Origin of the sequence: Bacteroides sp. 3_2_5 (genome assembly GCF_000159855.2) — a bacterium.
Classification (GTDB): domain Bacteria; phylum Bacteroidota; class Bacteroidia; order Bacteroidales; family Bacteroidaceae; genus Bacteroides; species Bacteroides fragilis.
Genome location: NZ_JH636044.1, coordinates 698,892 through 716,418, shown reverse-complemented (window position 1 = coordinate 716,418; position 17,527 = coordinate 698,892). Strand labels below are relative to the sequence as shown.

12 protein-coding genes are annotated in these 17,527 nt (G+C 42.5%); all 12 read right to left on the bottom strand.

Translation table 11 applies throughout. The annotated features are described in order from the left end of the window. Nucleotides 1-88 precede the first annotated feature (88 nt). The 12 genes from BSHG_RS14745 to kdpF all read right to left on the bottom strand — a co-directional run bounded on the left by BSHG_RS14745 (nucleotide 89) and on the right by kdpF (nucleotide 17,344). Nucleotides 89-2,482 (bottom strand): hypothetical protein, encoded by a 2,394-nt coding sequence (locus tag BSHG_RS14745; RefSeq protein ID WP_008658375.1) that lies wholly within the window; start codon nucleotides 2,480-2,482, stop codon nucleotides 89-91. Nucleotides 2,483-2,605: 123 nt separating this feature from the next. Then, the gene (locus tag BSHG_RS14750) at nucleotides 2,606-4,093 is read right to left on the bottom strand and encodes a RagB/SusD family nutrient uptake outer membrane protein (RefSeq protein ID WP_005784504.1); all 1,488 of its coding nucleotides are present in this window, start codon (nucleotides 4,091-4,093) and stop codon (nucleotides 2,606-2,608) included. 23 nt (nucleotides 4,094-4,116) lie between these two features. Continuing rightward, on the bottom strand, nucleotides 4,117-7,530 hold the full coding sequence (locus tag BSHG_RS14755) for a TonB-dependent receptor (protein WP_008658374.1): 3,414 nt from the start codon (nucleotides 7,528-7,530) through the stop codon (nucleotides 4,117-4,119). Nucleotides 7,531-7,648: 118 nt separating this feature from the next. Continuing rightward, the gene (locus tag BSHG_RS14760; protein ID WP_008658372.1) at nucleotides 7,649-8,659 is read right to left on the bottom strand and encodes a FecR family protein; all 1,011 of its coding nucleotides are present in this window, start codon (nucleotides 8,657-8,659) and stop codon (nucleotides 7,649-7,651) included. 53 nt (nucleotides 8,660-8,712) lie between these two features. Further along, entirely contained in the window at nucleotides 8,713-9,276 is a 564-nt protein-coding gene (locus BSHG_RS14765; RefSeq protein ID WP_005784499.1) for an RNA polymerase sigma-70 factor, read from the bottom strand. Between the two features lie 158 nt (nucleotides 9,277-9,434). Next, nucleotides 9,435-10,874 carry a sensor histidine kinase gene (locus tag BSHG_RS14770; protein WP_008658371.1) on the bottom strand — a complete coding sequence of 480 codons (1,440 nt, stop codon included), beginning with the start codon at nucleotides 10,872-10,874 and terminating at the stop codon, nucleotides 9,435-9,437. 28 nt (nucleotides 10,875-10,902) lie between these two features. Then, a complete protein-coding gene (locus tag BSHG_RS14775) occupies nucleotides 10,903-12,030 on the bottom strand; it encodes a sensor protein KdpD (protein WP_005784495.1) in 1,128 nt (375 codons plus the stop codon). 95 nt (nucleotides 12,031-12,125) lie between these two features. After that, entirely contained in the window at nucleotides 12,126-12,875 is a 750-nt protein-coding gene (locus tag BSHG_RS14780) for a hypothetical protein (RefSeq protein WP_008658370.1), read from the bottom strand. Between the two features lie 9 nt (nucleotides 12,876-12,884). Continuing rightward, on the bottom strand, nucleotides 12,885-13,460 hold the full coding sequence (locus BSHG_RS14785) for a K(+)-transporting ATPase subunit C (protein WP_005784490.1): 576 nt from the start codon (nucleotides 13,458-13,460) through the stop codon (nucleotides 12,885-12,887). 11 nt (nucleotides 13,461-13,471) lie between these two features. Next, nucleotides 13,472-15,520 carry a potassium-transporting ATPase subunit KdpB gene (gene kdpB / locus BSHG_RS14790; RefSeq protein WP_005784488.1) on the bottom strand — a complete coding sequence of 683 codons (2,049 nt, stop codon included), beginning with the start codon at nucleotides 15,518-15,520 and terminating at the stop codon, nucleotides 13,472-13,474. Nucleotides 15,521-15,541: 21 nt separating this feature from the next. Beyond that, on the bottom strand, nucleotides 15,542-17,248 hold the full coding sequence (gene kdpA, locus BSHG_RS14795; RefSeq protein ID WP_008658368.1) for a potassium-transporting ATPase subunit KdpA: 1,707 nt from the start codon (nucleotides 17,246-17,248) through the stop codon (nucleotides 15,542-15,544). Nucleotides 17,249-17,263: 15 nt separating this feature from the next. Further along, nucleotides 17,264-17,344: a K(+)-transporting ATPase subunit F gene (kdpF, locus tag BSHG_RS23760; protein ID WP_077687938.1), complete on the bottom strand. Its 81-nt coding sequence runs from the start codon at nucleotides 17,342-17,344 to the stop codon at nucleotides 17,264-17,266. Nucleotides 17,345-17,527: the final 183 nt, after the last annotated feature.

Here is a 17,527-nt window from a genome sequence, read left to right as displayed (position 1 = left end):
CATAAAAATATCCCATACACTCACAAACTGAAACATATCGTATGTTTCAGTTTGTGAGTGTATGGGATTAACAGGAGTTATTGTAAAGTCAATAACCGGACTGCCCAAAAGCCCAATTGCAATATCCTTCAGGCAAAGAACAGGTTTTACCATCGAAAGACACAGAGAAAGAATGCTTCAAGTTGCAATGTAGATTCACGATCTGTTTCTCGTCTGCCTTTACAGTCAATGTATTCCCCTTCCGGGTTACACGGCAATTGTATCCTACGACTTCTCCATTCGGACGTTCTATGACAAAAGCGTTAGTCAGAACAGCTTCACCGATACATTTAAATAATTCGTGCACATCATTATCCTGAGTATTGACCGTCTGCCAATCGCTAATCATATTGACATATTGCTCACCAATAACAAACTTACGGGTATCATATAATTTCGGATGCGGATTACCAAAACTAAGATCAGAAAAATCCAGTTTAGTATCAGCGCTACACGCCTGTTCTACTTCAAGATGCGGATCGACAACAAAAGCCCAACGCAACTGCCCCGTTTTATAATCAATCAAATTGGCAAAAGCTCCCATCGCATTAAATGTTTGTTCCAGCCATTTCTCGTCGCCTGTCAGCAGATAAGCATAATAAGTAGCATACGCACGCCATCCGCTCCAGCCATGGGGTGAATTAAACATATTGGGAAGCATCTGTACATCGTATTGCGCTTCCCAATAACGCATAGTTCCTTGCCGACGGCGCCCATCGGGTACACGGAGTTGAGTAAGGCAATCATGGCTGTTCAGTATCTTCAACATTGCATCGGTATAATATTTGCGTGCAACAGCATCTTGCTCGATGACTCCCATCATACCTATCTGTAAAGCTGAACAAGAAATCATGCCGTCTTCAAAGGTCAATTCTCCCTCTGTCTGAAAATCTCCTTGTGACGCAACCAGTTGGTCAACCGCCTTTTTTGCAGACAGGAAATGACGGTCGGCACATGTTCTCCAAAACAAATCCTGTTCACCCAATTTACGTTCGAGGACAGCCAGTTCCAAAACACTTTTAGCGATATAGATCACACTGGTATAGACTGTTCCATGATTATAATATGCACCATTTTCGCGCTGGGAGGTCGCGATCATCCAGTCAGCCAACTTCGACGCCTTTTTCAGATCTTCCAAATCTCCCTGTGCCTCATATTTATCTACCAACATTCCAATAGTAGTAGAGGTATTTTGAATACGTGTCTTAAAATACAACGGTTCCACTTTTACCGAATCATGCAATTTGTTGTAAAGCCGATCAAAATAATTGCTCAATTGCTTATCCAATGACTCATTCGGGAAATAACGGGCAGCAAGAAAAGCCGAATAGAACCCATACCAACTCTCAGCATGTGACGTCGGTTTCTGATGATAACGGGCTGCATTCTCACGTGCCTTTTCCATCACCCATTGCCAAGGATGATGTACTGTCCATATCGCTTCGGCAACTTTATTGCCCGAACGGACAGAAAGGGTATAGAGACCTGCATCTTCCAACCGGACTTTTCCTATCCAACGATTCCCTTTGGTTTTAGTCAGTACGACAGGCAGTTCTTTTCCGGCATCATTGGTCACCTTTACGTTAGGATTATCGGCAGTAAGTGTGAACGATGCTTCCTCACGTGCAGCATGCGAAGTCTGACGGATATCAATCAAAGGAATATCCGAAACTCGAGCAATGGCATGTTCCAGATTGTCCAAATTACCCACATTGACAAATGTAAAAATCCACTCTTTACTTTCCCCCTGTTTCAGTTCATACAGATTCTGCGGATGACGTGCCGGCAAAGGCAATTCATTCAATAAATCGAGATTTAATGATTCGATGCGATGCCCCATAAACCAAAATGGGGCCGGATCCTGATAGCCCAGATTATAATCTACACTCCAGGATGCTACAGGCTGCTGTGATACAAGTCCCAATGTATGTCCGGAAGGGGTTTGAAGATAGCCATAAAAATGGGTCTTTTCGTTTCTCATCAAGGTTGGAAAGTATTTACCAAACCAATCCGGAAATTTATCCATATATGTATCGATGCCCAACTTCAGACCGGCCTTCTGAGGTTGATAAGGCACCGGTGAGTTGTTTGTCAGCTTTACCCTTAATGCAGGTTGACCATGATCTTTTATATATGATATCCGGCAAAGAACTCCGTCTATCTCGCTCCGATAGGAGGCGTATCCATCCGGAATCCAGGATCCACGCACTTCTTTACCTTCCCGTTTTGCATAAAAGGATGGACCGGCATGTTCTCCTTCACGAAAGAAAGGTATGGTATCATTTCGTTTTCCACCTTTAAATATTAGTTGTTCGGCACATCCGGTTTCTGAAATTTTCCACTCCCAATCAGAGTGCTTCAAAACAATTTGTGCCGACACCCTCAAGCTAAAGCTCAACAGTCCGAGCAATAAGATTGTAACACGTATTCTCTTAAAAAGCATGATTTAATTTTTCAATTCTAGTTGTGCAAGAACGGACTTCGGCAATTTAGAAATCATAAGACGTCTCCATGACACATTGCGAAATCCGTTCTGAATTAATTTATAATAATCTCTTAAGAAGCATTAGTATCCTTCATTCTGAATGACCTGACCACTGCTTTCCGTTATGACACTCTGTGGCAAAGGCATCAGGTTCATATACTCTTTTGCGGTAGTCGATCCTTTGTATTTGATAGCATAGTCGATATACAATCCATAGCGGATCAGATCACTGCGACGACAACCCTCACCCCATAATTCATGCCCACGTTCTTTAAGAACAGCTCCAAGAAAATCGTCCAGTGAGGTAAAATCACTCAACTGATAAGCAGCCAGTCCTGCACGTGTATGTACATCATTCAGACGGTCCACAGCTTCCTGAGTAACCGCATTATTACTACGTGCCAATGCCTCAGCCATCAGAGTCAATACATCGGCATAACGGTAAACAACCACATCGACTTCACTATTTTCACTGGTTTGTGTCGGATCTTCTCCATATTTGATGGGTAAAGCCCCTTTATCCAAATACTCACCGGGATTAGTTTCATTGTATGTCACTCCATCTGTTCCTACATATTCACTACAGATAACTTCCAGGCGCTTGTCTTTAGGATCGAAACTGTGGTAAAACTGCCATGGCATACGATAACCATTCCATTTTTGTATGTTCGGATTAGTTGTAGGATAGTTGCTTGGCAACACATGCGCATGCCACATCTGTTCGTTTACTCCTCTGGTTTCAATGCATGAAAAGATCATTTCATCATTACCCTCATTGTCTAAAGTAAAAATGTCCTTATAATTAGTAACCAACGAATATCCACATTTCATGACTTCTCTGCCACATTCCACAGCCTTGCCCCATTCTTTTTCATGCATATAAAGTTTCATCAACACCGTATATGCCAGTCCTTTGGTGAACCGTCCAAAGTTCTCATCAGATTTACTATATTTAGCAGGAAGTACCTCAGCTGCCGCTTTCAAGTCATCTTCAATCAACTTCACTGTTTCCTCTTTTGAAGAACGGGGTACAATAACCTTTTGGGTAGGATTCTGTAAAACTTCTAATGAAGGAATCTGAATAGGGCCATACAAGTCGTAAAGAATATATGCCAACCATCCACGCCCACAACGTGTTTCGGCAATTAAACGTGTTTTTTCCTCTTCTTTCATATCAATACCAGAGATACGGTCTAATGTCAATGTCATCTTTCCGATATGATTCGCCCATGTTCCGTAAAAAGAAGTAGGAATATCAGAGGTAGCAGTGAAATTCAACTGTAATACAGCCGGCCACCACGAATCTCCCCATTTACAATCCAATAGGTCGGTAGACATATCTGTATTAGAGGCCAAACCACCTTTAGCACATTGAAATAATCCGCTATACCCATCTGCACGGAACGGACCGTAAGCTGCTGCAATAACCAATGCATCAGCATCATCTGCATTAGTAGGAAATATAGTTGTATTAATTGAGTCATATGATTCGGATTCCAGGTTAATGCAAGAGCCTAATAAACCAATTACTGTGATAAACAGGGAAAATATATAAATTATCTTTTTCATATCATTCTTTATTTTTTTATTGCTTAGAAAGTAATATCCAGACCAATACTAAAACTACGTACATTGGGATATGCCCAATAAGAATCATCTGTTTCCACATCCAAACCATCATACGGAGTAATAGTAAACAAGTTGTTCACATCGGCGTAGATACGTACATTGGAAACCAGTTTCTTTGCCGACTTAACAGGCAATGTATATCCCAGCGTAATATTGCGACAGCGAATAAACCAGCTCTTTTCCAAGAAATAGTCTCCATATCCATAATTACTCATATACTGAAAATAACCCGGCATCTTACCCGATGTATTATCATGCGACCACACTTCTTTGGCCGAAGTAGGCATGTTATAACCGCGATATAAGTTATTCACCCCGGTCATTGTTCCTGAACCGACAATCCAATAATCTTTATAAGAACCACTCTTTAATAAATCCAACTGACCATAGAAATAAACATTCAAGTCGAAATTCTTATAACGGAAAGTATTATTCAATCCCAGTAAATAACCCGGATCACTACAACCTTTAAACACAGCGTCCGCATAATCTATCTTTCCATCGGGCTTTCCAGTCCTCAATGGAATGCCATGTTTATCGGTCTTATAAGTTCCGTCTTCATTGTATGCGTATCCATCAATATCTTTTAATTTCACCTGTCCCGGTAGAGCTCCCGGCATCCAGGATACTTCCTCCCCCGGCTGAATCAACCCGTCAGACAAATACATATAGTATCCTCTTAACGGAGCATTATACATATCGTATGGATTCGGGCTCCAATTCTCATCACGTTCTTTCCACTTATCACGATAGAACGAGAAAGTAAAATCGGTATTCCAACTAAAATCTTTTGTATCAAAATTCTTTGTATTGATTGTCAACTCAAATCCCTGACTCTGCGTTTTACCGATATTGGCAGCAATCGAACCTACTTCATTATACGAAAGTACACTACGGGAACTAAGCAAATCAGAAACTACCTTATGAAAGTATTCTGCAGTTACATTAAAACGATTGTTTAAGAACCCCAGATCCAATCCTACATTCCACTCGGTTGTAGTCTCCCATTTTAAATCCGGATTACCGATCTGACTGACATAGACTCCTGTATATTCTTTATTACCGAAAACTTTATTATATCCTGTACCATAATAAGTGACTGATTTATCTCCGATATTCGAGTTACCTGTTTGTCCGTAACTTAATCTTAACTTACCGTTAGAGAGCACTTTATCCAAATTCAAAGACCGGGCAAAGTTTTCCTCCGTAAATCTCCAGCCCAGAGCCACAGAAGGGAAATATCCCCAACGGTTATTTTTTGCAAAGTTAGAGGCACCATCAGCACGAAGAGTGGCGGTCACCAAGTAACGATCTTTATAGGTATAATTTACACGACCGAAGAAAGAGGCCATTTCACTTTTAGAAGCGGAAGAACCAACCCATGGTTTTTCATAAGTACCTGCACCCAGATTATTAAACAGAAAGGCATCTGTCAGAAATCCTTGGTTACCCGCATTGAGATACTTACTGGTGAATCTTTGAAAAGAGTATCCAACCAAAGCATTCAGATTATGATCACCCAAACGTTTTGCATAATTGGCAGTCAGTTCTAACAAATAATCAGACCTGTCATATTGCCCGATGTCTGCACGGCCATCAGCCTTTTCTCCGTAAAGAGTTGTTTTAGGCATGTATACCTCACGACGCTGATAGTTACGATCGATACCAAAACTGGCTTTCAATGTGAGCTCATTGATTGGTTTGATTTCAACAAACGGAGTGGCCAGGAAACGTTCTTTAGTCGTCTGATCACTGATCTCAAGTAGCGAAACAGGATTTGGAATATAAGCAGCCTGTTGGTTCAGACTGTAATCACCATTTTCATCTTTCACAGACAATAGTGGACTAAACTGAGCAGCAGACACTAAAATACTGGCATATTCATTTTGCCCTGCTCCCAACGGAACATTGTCCAATGTATTACGACTCACTGTCAGGTTGATACCTACTTTTGCATATTTACTGAGCTTCTGATCCAGATTTACACGGCCAGTATAACGCGACATGCCATTATTCTTTACAATGCCCTTTTGATTAAAGAAGTTACCAGAAATCAGATATTTGGTATACTCCGTACCTCCATTGATTGAGATATTATGCTGTGTCTGAAAACCCGTACGAGTAATACGATCATACCAATCTGTATCATTTACCGGATTCGCAATATCCGCATCCGAATATTTGGGATGATATGCACTGCTGGCCTCCGATTCATTTTTACCACCATAAATGCCGACTTTATTATCATACATCCACTTTTCTTTAAACCAGCGGTTAGACTGAATCATAAAATCCTGTGCATCCAGCATTTCATATTTAGTAGCCATAGTCTGCACAGTGGCAGATCCTGAATAGGTAACTTTCGGTTTACCCTCTTTTCCCCGTTTGGTTGTAATGATAATAACACCACTGCCCGCACGTGCACCGTAAATAGCAGTAGAACTGGCATCCTTCAATACTTCAATTGATTCGATATCATTGGGGTTGATCGAGGCCAATATATTGTCAGTCGTACCATTATCACTGTTATAACCGACACTCACATTACCTGCATTACTTACAGGAAATCCATCCACAATAATCAACGGATCATTGCCTGCTCCGGTCGAAGCAGCTCCACGAATCCGAAACGTTGTGCCGCCACCAGGCTGGGCACTGATTGTATTTACCTGTAAACCTGCTGCTTTTCCGGCTAACGCATGGCTCACTGTAGATATCGTACTTAGGGGAGTATCGTCCATCTTCACTGATGCTACTGCACCGGTCAGGTCCTTTTTCTTCATTGTACCATAACCTACGACAACAACCTCATCCAAGGTTTTAGTATCTTCTTTCAGTAACACAGCCAATTGGTCCCGGTTTTTTACAGCAACATCCTGCTGTACATATCCAATATAGGTGATCTGCAATACTGCGTTACCCGGCACTTCCAACTCAAAACTTCCGTTCATATCGGTGATCACGCCTGTTGCCGTACCCTTTACCAATACGTTTGCTCCGATAATCGCTTCACCGCTGGCATCTTTCACAACTCCTTTTACCTTTTTGACTTTTGAAGCCGGCTTTTGTTCCACGGGAACAATCACAATGTAGTTACCGTTCTTTTTGTACGTATAACCCGTATCTTTCAGGATAGTTGCCAATATCTCCAGTACTTCGGTTTCTTTTTGATTCAACGAAACTTTACGAGAAACATTCAGGTGTGAATCATTATAAGCGATTTTATACTTCGAAGATGCTTCGATCTTTTCAAACGCTTGTTTCAACGACACTGTTCCATCCCGAAATGTTACTTTTTGGGCATGTACTTGCAGAGAACCCGCCAACATCAAACCAAGGCAAAAAGCTGCCACTCGGATTGATCGATTTTTGTTCATAATATTATTTTTTTTAGTTAAACAATAGCCGTCCTTTGGCGGCTTTTACAATAGGACAGTCTGTTGTTTAACTACACCCAACGATATAATGTTAACAAATGATAATATAAGCCAAGCCTTAATCTATATAAATATCTTTCCCCTCTATCTGGTATTCAAGTCCAGGGATCATTTCTTTAATCAACATCATAATATTCTCGATGGACTCATTAGGATAGAAATGAATAGTCAGATTATTGGATTGATAAATAGAAGTCTGCAAATGTACCTGAACCGAATAGGTACGTTCTATAGTCTGTATCACTTCTTTGAATGGACTATTACTGAAATACAAACCTCCACCTCTCCAATCAGAATAATCAGAGGCCTTCACGCGTTTTCTCTCTATATGTCCGGTGGACGGAATATAAACAATCTGATCATCCGGCTCCAACAAATAGGATGAATCGAAACGATTCAGCGACATACGGATAGATCCTTCTTCCAAAGTAGTCACTACCTTATCTATATTCGGATAAGCGTTTATATTGAATTCCGTACCAAGTACACTTACAGAAACAGAGTTCGTTTTTACAATAAATGGGCATTCTTTATCTTTTGTCACCGAGAAATAGCCTTCACCAGCCAGATAGACCTCACGTTCGTTTCCTATAAACGCAGACGGATAGATCAGCAAAGAACCGGAATTAAGCCAAACTTTCGATCGATCGGGTAAAGTGACTTGCTCCCGTTTTCCATTACTAACATAATATTGAATGAAAGTCACATTGCTAAGTTCGTTCTTAATGATAAGAGTTTCTTTGTATAAGTAAGCGGAACCGAACAATAGTAATAAGGGGACGATGATAGAAGCAGCAATCCAACTCCATCGGGGAATACGAAAACGCGAAAAAGAAGATTCCGATTTTAAAGAATCTCCTCCAATCTGTTGTTCCAGCTTTTCAAAAGCTCTCAGCGTTTGATGTTCATCCGCCTGTGGAAAACCGATCTGTTCCCAAATACCGGACAAGACCTCTTCTTTCTCTTGTCCGCTGTTTGTATCGGCCAGTCGTTGATGTACTCTTTCCACCACCCCGTCCGATGCCGGATGATGAAAAAAGTAAGTAATTATATTTTTTAAATAACCCATTCTACCACTAATTTATAATAGGACGCATAAATCCGGATATATCCCCAACCGTATTAACATAAATAGAGAAATATAAAGAATAACAAAGCATTTTTCAGTTCTTTCAACGCTAAGTTAAGATGGTTCTCAACAGTTTTTTTACTAATCTGCAGCTTCTCCGCTATTTCTGCATTGGTCAGTCCGGCCTCCCGATTCAACCGAAAAATCATTTGCCGTTGAGGAGGCATATTCTCCACCACCATATCAATCAATAGCTGCAAGTCTTTAGCAACCAACTCTTCATAAGGAGTCGTGTCTGTAGACTCTTCTACCCATTCTGTCCCCTGACTATCCTGACGATTCTGCCGGGAACGCAAATAATTGAAAGTTGTATTTTTAGTCAAGACATACAGATAGGTTCCGAACACTTCTACTTCACAAAATTTCTCACGGTGCGTCCACAGTTTGAGAAAAACTTCTTGTGTCAAATCTTCGGCTTCACTCTCCGATTTAACCAATCCCATTATAAAAGAGCGCACCTTCGGATAATAACGCATAAACAATGCCTTAAACGCTATATGGCTTCCTTGGGAGAATTGGGAGACCAGTAATTTTTCTTCTGCGATTTCAGAATGCATTATTATCCACTTAAAAGATTAACTTAGACAAGTATCATATTATATATCAATACGTCGGCAAAAATAATAAAAAACCTTAATATAATAATGTCATAAGTAGTTTTTCTAGGAAAAAGTCCCACAGAATCACAAGTCTATCTCCATAATTTCCAGCATTATCATGCCTTCAACCTTATCACAAAGCAACTCCCCTTACCCGGTTCGCTCTGTACGGTCAATGTCCCTCCATGTGCTTCTACAAAGTCTTTCGAAATGGACAATCCCAAACCGCTACCCTGAACTTTAGTTCCCGGTACACGGAAATAACGATCAAAAATGCTTTGGTGATATCTTGGATCGATTCCTTTGCCAAAGTCTTGCACATAGAGCTCGATATACTCTTTTTTATGCCTTACGCCAATCACTACTCGGCCATTCTCTTTCGAATAGCGAATCGCATTGCTTAAAAGGTTAGTAAGTACCCAAGCTATTTTTTCACTATCTACAAATAGTTTCGGTATCTTCTCTTGAGGATAGTCAACTTCTATTTGTATATTAAACTTATCAGCCTGTACCTGATTGGCCTTGATGGCGTACTCAATCAGTTCGATAGGTTTCGTAATTTTAGGCATCATTTGAAGCTTGCCGGCTTCCACCTGCGTCATGTTCAGTAACTCTCCGGTAATATCGAGTAAGCGCTGGCTATTGTCCCTTATATTCTTCGATAATTGTTCTTGTTCGCCATTCAAAGAGCCCACTCTTTTGTCCTCCAGCAATTGAAGACTCATCATTATAGCAGAAATAGGAGTCTTCAGTTCGTGGGAGATGGTAGAGATAAAAGTGGTTTTTGCAGAATCGAGTTCTTTGAACTCTGTAATATTTTTCAGCAAGATAACGTCTCCCAGGTTTCGAGCCTCTCCTTCTTCTGCCGCCGCATTCTCAATCGGAATATACGAGGCTTGGAAATAGCTTTCTTTATTGTCCGCATAGATTTTTAAAGGTTCATTCTTCTCACCGGGAGTCACCAACTCACGTATCAGCCTGCGAAGCAAATCATTCTTCAGAGAAAGTTCTTCGGCGGACTTCCGGATTACATTCTCACGCTTCATATTGAGTACATTCAATGCTTCATTATTGACAAAAAGAATTTCCCGTTCGGTATTTAAGCCGATAATCGGCTCATGAATACTGTTAACAACGGCTTCAAGGAATTTTTTTGCAGAAAGAATATCAGCCAATGTACTGTCACGATACTCTGTCAGTTTCTCAGCCATGCGGTTAAAACTATCCGAAACTTCCCTGAACTCTTCGTATCCTCTCATATCCAATCTCTTTTCATAATTATGATTGGCTATTTCCAAGATACCACAAGTCAGTTCTTTTACCGGCCTATTAATAGAACGGGGTAGCCAGATAAGCAGGACCAAACCCGTGAGGATACAAATGCCACCTGTTACGGAGATCCATAAGAGCGCACGCTCCAAAGCAGGCATGGCAACCGGACTATCAGGTTCCGTGGCCGTTAGAATCTGAAGGTTTACTACTGAAAGTGTTACCAGTAAAATAATCATTCCGGCCAATATTCCAATGCCGAAAAGTAGTTTGGTTTTTATATTCATAATGGATAACTAAGACTAAATCATTTTTTTATGCAAGTATAATCAAATCTATGTTCGCTTGTGCCAGATTATTTAAAAATCTGCGATATTTCAGCACGCTACACAATGCTCCCGGCAGGCGAAGGCCTGGGGAACCCATGCAAACAGTGGATATCTGTTTCTCCTTACAAACCTGCACAATGCTGCCTAATATATCTTTCGACTGTACCTGGACGACTTCCCCACCCAACTCAGTCACCAACTTAAAATGATTCAGCAGATGTCTCTGGCTAGCCAAATCGATACGTTCCATGCTTTCTTTGGGAACTTGTACGTAAAGAGCGACAAACGAGGTATTATATCGGGTAGCCAAACGGGCTACTTTCCTTATAATACGGCGGGGCGTCTTCTCTTGGCTACTGATGCACGCCATAAACTTTTCATGACGAACTCCCAAACCAATACCCATCACAACCTCATTCTCTACTTTCTTTTCCACTCGCAAGGCAACCTCCTTCAGTGCAAGTTCACGGAGTTGCAGGATATTCTCGGTCTTAAAGAAATTATTGAGTGCAGTCTGTATTTTTTCCGGCTTATATATCTTTCCAGCTTTAAGTCTGGTTATCAGTTCTTCGGCCGTAAGATCAATATTTACGACCTCATCAGCCTCTTGAAGAACGCTATCGGGAATACGCTCCTTCACTTCAATACCTGCGATATCTTGCACCTCTTCATTCACACTCTCGATGTGCTGAATGTTGACTGCCGAAATCACGTTAATCCCTTCATCAAGCAGTGTCATCACATCTTGCCAACGTTTCTCATTCAAGCTTCCTTCCACATTGGTATGTGCCAGTTCGTCTACAATTACAATTTCGGGATGAATACGGATAATCGCTTCCAGATCCATCTCCTCGAGCTCTTTCCCCTTATAAAACAGTTTCCTGCGCCGGATAACAGGTAAACCTTTCAACAGGGCTTCCGTCCCGGCACGACCATGTGTCTCAATATATCCGATCCGGACATCCACCCCGTTATCAATCAGATCATGTGCTTCCTGGAGCATCCGGTACGATTTGCCTACACCGGCAATCATACCGATATAAACCTTAAACTTGCCACGACGGGATTTTTTTATCAAGTCGAGGAAATGCTGTACACTTTCTTCTCTATCCATCTTTTCTTCAATTTTTATACTGCATAACCCGTAACAGTATCGCTACTGCCACGGGTTGACTAACCACTTTTTAAATTCCTAAGTTATATCTGATTTCATGGCTTTAAAGTAATACCAAACACTAAATGCGCATCTTCCATACGGGGATTCCAAACAGCCTGTGCAAATACAGGCAAAGCAAACTTGTCAGTGAACCTGATCTGAGTAGTTCCTTTCAAAGCAACATTGGTTACGGCAAACCCATCACAATTGTATTGGGGAGCGGCATAAGGAACCATTCCACACGTTACGTTTAAATCCACCATTCTCACTCTGAAGGGATAGTTGAATTCAACATAAGACGAATAATTCTGGTCTCCCTCCGCATTCTTATCTTGCCCTGCAAACATGGTATACCATGCAACAGACAAAGGAAATGTTTCGGACTGCACAGTATAAGCCACTCCTGCCTCAAAGTGGTGAGCCGTTTCATGACTCTTAAAATTAAAGTATTTATGTGCTCCCTGTCCTGCCCACCACAAATCGGCAACCGATACGGTCAGACCGGAACGACCTAATGTGTATGCAGCCGTCAGATCGATCTCCTTGGCGGCAGCTCCTGCCGAAGCAGAAGTTCCGTCAAAATCGGTGGAGCCCCATGCGGTCAATGAAAAGTTTCCGACACTAAATCCCAAAGTCGGCTGGATACTCGCTCCTGTCTGATACATTCCGCGCCAGACATATGAACTTACGAGATCTCCCTGAACATTAAACTGTTGGGCATTCGCGTTCATACTTCCCCAGAAGCACATCATTCCAATCACCATCAAGGCTAAAATCGTGTTTTTATTTATGACATTTTTCATCTTTACTTTCTATCTGTTTTTTAACTCTTCCAGAGCTATATTCAACTTTAATACATTTACTTTCTCGGTTCCGAATATCCCCAGCAACGGCTTCTCTACAGCTTTATCTACGACTCTTCTCACCTCTTCCACATCCATGCCACGTGCCTGCGCCACTCTTTTCACTTGTACATAAGCACTCTGTGGAGTGATGTCCGGATCCAGTCCCGAGGCACTGGCTGTCACCATCTCGGCAGGTACATCCTTGCGTGCCAGATACGGATGATGAATGAGGAAAGTATCGATGCGTGCCTCCACCTCTGCCAGATATTCAGGATTGGTCGGCCCTTTATTGCTACCTGCCGAACTGGTTGCATCATAGCCATCACCGGCACATGAGGGGCGTCCCCAAAAATATTTTTCTTCCGTAAAAGTCTGTCCTACATTGGCAGCCCCTACCACTTTTCCGTTTAAGGTAACAACTTCTGCATTTCCCCGGTTAGGACCGGCTACCTGTGCAAACAGCCACAGCACGAGGATATAAAATACAGAGAAGAATACACAAAAGACGAGAGTTATCTTGATAGATTTTAATAATGTTTTCATTGCTTGAATATTTAAAAGAATAAACTGACAACCAAATCGATTAACTTGATTCCGACAAAGGGAACGATCACTCCTCCTAACCCATAGATTAAAAGGTTCCGACGGAGCAAAGCCGATGCACCGATCGGTTTATATTGTACTCCTTTCAGCGCCAATGGTATCAGGATAGGGATAATGATGGCATTGAATATGACAGCAGAGAGTATAGCACTTTCCGGACTATGCAGATTCATAATATTGAGCGCACCCAACTCTGGAATGGCCACCATAAACAAAGCAGGTACAATGGCAAAGTATTTTGCCACATCGTTGGCAATAGAGAAAGTAGTCAGGGTTCCACGAGTCATCAGCAACTGCTTTCCGATTTCCACAATCTCTATCAATTTAGTCGGATCGTTATCGAGGTCGACCATATTGCCGGCCTCCTTGGCTGCCTGCGTACCGCTATTCATTGCCACACCGACATTTGCCTGCGCCAATGCAGGAGCATCATTCGTTCCGTCTCCCATCATCGCCACCAACTTACCGGACTGTTGTTCTTTACGGATGTATTCCATCTTGTCTTCAGGCTTTGCCTCAGCTATAAAGTCGTCCACTCCCGCCTTTTCGGCAATGTACTTGGCGGTCAAAGGATTGTCACCGGTTACCATCACTGTCTTCACTCCCATCTTGCGCAGACGTTCAAAACGTTCCTGAATGCCCGGTTTTATAATATCCTGCAACTCGATAACTCCGGTCACCTTCCGGTCGACACACACTACCAGCGGTGTACCTCCATTACCAGAGATCTCACTGATCACTTCTTCTATTTCTTTCGGGAATTTATTCCCGGCTGCTTCCGTAATCTTACGGATCGCATCGAACGCTCCTTTACGTATCTGTGTGCCATCGGCCAGATCAACACCCGAACATTTGGTTTCAGCCGTAAACTGAATCATCCGGGCACCGGCCGTCTGAAGACTCCGCATCCGTACCCCCGATTCACGTCCTAACTCTACAATAGATTTACCCTCGGGCGTCTCGTCCGAAAGCGAAGCCAACAGACAGGTTGTTACAAACTCCCGCGGACCGACTCCAGGTGCCGAATGGAATTTCGTTGCCCTGCGGTTACCAATCGTAATAGTACCGGTTTTATCAAGCAACAGTGTATCGATATCTCCTGCCGTCTCCACCGCTTTACCCGACTTTGTAATCACATTGGCACGCAATGCACGATCCATACCGGCAATACCGATGGCAGAAAGTAATCCTCCGATAGTAGTCGGAATCAAACAGACAAACAGAGAGAGGATGGCTGCAATCGAGATAGCTGTTCCCGGATGTTCAAGACTGGTATAGTCAGCAAACGGGATCAGAGTAACACATACGATGACAAAGACCAGTGTAAAGCCTGCCAACAAAATGGTCAGGGCTATCTCGTTCGGCGTCTTCTGCCTGCTTGCGCCTTCGACCAACGCAATCATTTTGTCAAGAAAGCTTTCGCCCGGTTGCTGTGTGACCAATACCTTGATATGATCTGAAAGCACTTTGGTACCACCGGTTACAGAGCTTTTATCTCCACCCGCCTCACGGATCACCGGAGCAGATTCACCGGTAATGGCACTTTCGTCAATGGAAGCCAATCCTTCAATAATCTCTCCATCGGCAGGGATCGTATCACCGGCTTCACAAACAAAAACATCCCCCTTCTTCAGTTTAGAACTACTTACGGTCTGAACCTTGTCTCCTATTACCAGTTTAGCAGGAGTCTCTTCACGCGTTTTGCGTAAGCTGTCGGCTTGTGCTTTACCACGGGCTTCGGCTATCGCTTCAGCAAAATTGGCAAACAACAAGGTCACAAACAAAATTAAGAACACACACAAATTATATCCGAAAGTACCATATTCCGGAGTGAAGAGAGAGAGTAACGTTACCACCAGCATAATAACGGTAACCACTTCTACCGTAAACATAATCGGGTTCTTTATCATCATTCGCGGATTCAACTTCACAAACGACTGCCTGATACTTTCTATTACTTGCTCCTTTTGAAACATAGAAGCTGACATCTTATTTTTCATAACTTTATTATCCTGCTATTCTTATAAACTTAAATGTTCGGCGATTGTACTCAACGCATGTACAGGGAAGAAAGACAAAGCTGCAACAATGAAAATGACGGCAAAAGTCATTACTGCAAAAGTCACAGTATCCGTTTTCAAGGTACCGGCACTCTCGGGAATAAACTTTTTTTGAGCCAATAGTCCTGCAATGGCTACCTGTCCGACGATCGGAATAAACCGACTCAGGATAAGTACAATGCCACATGTCCAGTTCCAGAAATATGTATTATCACCCAGTCCCTCGAAACCCGAACCATTGTTGGCAGCCGATGAGGTGTATTCGTAAAGCTGCTCGCTGAGACCATGAAATCCGAGATTGTTCAGCCATCCGCCCTCACTCTCCACAAAATCGGGGTGATGTGTATAGACATAACTTGAGATGGCAGTAAATACCAGAATTACAAACGGATGCAACAAAGCGACGAAGGTTGCTATTTTCATTTCCCGGGCTTCTACCTTCTTACCTAGAAATTCCGGCGTACGCCCCACCATCAGTCCGCTGATAAAAACGGCCATGATAATAAAGGTATAATAGTTCAGCCATCCTACACCAACACCGCCAAACCAAGTATTGATCTGCATATTCAGCATCTCGACCATTCCACTGAGCGGCATAGTCGAATCGTGCATCCCATTGACCGAACCATTGGAAGTAACCGTTGTGGTGACACTCCATAGGGCTGTGGCTCCGGCTCCAAGCCGTACCTCTTTTCCTTCCATCGCACCATGATCCTGGGCAATTCCCATTTCGCTGATACGCGGATTACCTCCCATCTCCTGACCGACATTGATAAAGACACCTGCCAGATAAGCAAACAGCATCACTCCAAAGATACTATATCCCAACTTCCTGCGATTGGTATAAAAGCCCAAGGCCAATACCATCGCCATCGGAATGATCAGGATCGACCAACACTCTACCATATTAGTCAGATAGGTAGGATTCTCCAACGGATGCGAAGAATTGACACCAAAATAACCACCACCATTGGTTCCTAATTGCTTAATGGGAACAATCGCAGCCGTAGGTCCCTGGGATACCATCTGCTCCTGTCCTTCGAGTGTAGTCAGTTGCATCCGACCGTCAAAGCCCATCGGTGTTCCCTGCAAAATCAGAATGAAACCTACCACCAATGAAAGCGGTAACAGAATACGTGTGCAACTGATCACCAGAAAGTGCCAAAAGTTACCAATCGTTTGAGTGCTCTTGGCAGCCATACTTTTCATAACTCCGGCCATGGCAGCCATTCCTGTGGCAGCAGTGATAAACTGGAACAGCATGATGACAAACAATTGAGTGAAATAAGTCAGACCACTCTCACCGCTGTAGTGTTGCAAATTACAGTTTACCATAAAACTGATGCAAGTATTGAATGCCTGGTCAGGTGTTTGAGCCCCGTTTCCGTCGGGATTGAGCGGAAGCCAACCTTGCGATACCAGTAACACCATTCCCCATACAAACCAAAATGCATTCAGGATCAGTAACGCCTTGAGGAACTGTTTCCAGTTCATCTCCTCCTGCGGATTAATACCACATATCTTATAAATCACTCGCTCTATAGGCGCCATGAAGTCCGACCAAGTCTTCTCTCCCTTATAAACCCGGGCTATGTAACGTCCCAACGGATAAGCTAATACCACCATCAGGACAATCTGCACCGCCACTCCTAAAATTTCTGTATTCATTGCTTTATTTTCAAATTAAAACTTCTCTGGACGAATGAGCACATACGTCAAATAACTGAAAAGTATGATACCTACTACAAATAGTGTTGTGTACATAAAATAAATTCTCCTCTCTAAATTGTTTCAAACCAGTCAACGCATTTCCAAAATAGCCAGAAGCAGGCAAACCCGCTCAACAGGCAGAAAATAAATGAAACTGTTATTCCCATGTTTTTTACCTTTTAATTAAAATGTTTATACTTATGTTTTTTACCTGTAACTCTTCATGCCAAATGCGTG

Bases quoted from the DNA above. Each gene is read 5' to 3' on its own strand.
- kdpB (WP_005784488.1), bottom strand. From the start codon at position 15,520: ATGAAAAATAAGATGTCAGCTTCTATGTTTCAAAAGGAGCAAGTAATA.
- BSHG_RS14775 (WP_005784495.1), bottom strand. From the start codon at position 12,030: ATGGATAGAGAAGAAAGTGTACAGCATTTCCTCGACTTGATAAAAAAA.
- kdpA (WP_008658368.1), bottom strand. From the start codon at position 17,248: ATGAATACAGAAATTTTAGGAGTGGCGGTGCAGATTGTCCTGATGGTG.
- BSHG_RS14785 (WP_005784490.1), bottom strand. From the start codon at position 13,460: ATGAAAACATTATTAAAATCTATCAAGATAACTCTCGTCTTTTGTGTA.
- BSHG_RS14770 (WP_008658371.1), bottom strand. From the start codon at position 10,874: ATGAATATAAAAACCAAACTACTTTTCGGCATTGGAATATTGGCCGGA.
- BSHG_RS14765 (WP_005784499.1), bottom strand. From the start codon at position 9,276: ATGCATTCTGAAATCGCAGAAGAAAAATTACTGGTCTCCCAATTCTCC.
- BSHG_RS14755 (WP_008658374.1), bottom strand. From the start codon at position 7,530: ATGAACAAAAATCGATCAATCCGAGTGGCAGCTTTTTGCCTTGGTTTG.
- kdpF (WP_077687938.1), bottom strand. From the start codon at position 17,344: ATGTACACAACACTATTTGTAGTAGGTATCATACTTTTCAGTTATTTG.
- BSHG_RS14750 (WP_005784504.1), bottom strand. From the start codon at position 4,093: ATGAAAAAGATAATTTATATATTTTCCCTGTTTATCACAGTAATTGGT.
- BSHG_RS14745 (WP_008658375.1), bottom strand. From the start codon at position 2,482: ATGCTTTTTAAGAGAATACGTGTTACAATCTTATTGCTCGGACTGTTG.
- BSHG_RS14760 (WP_008658372.1), bottom strand. From the start codon at position 8,659: ATGGGTTATTTAAAAAATATAATTACTTACTTTTTTCATCATCCGGCA.
- BSHG_RS14780 (WP_008658370.1), bottom strand. From the start codon at position 12,875: ATGAAAAATGTCATAAATAAAAACACGATTTTAGCCTTGATGGTGATT.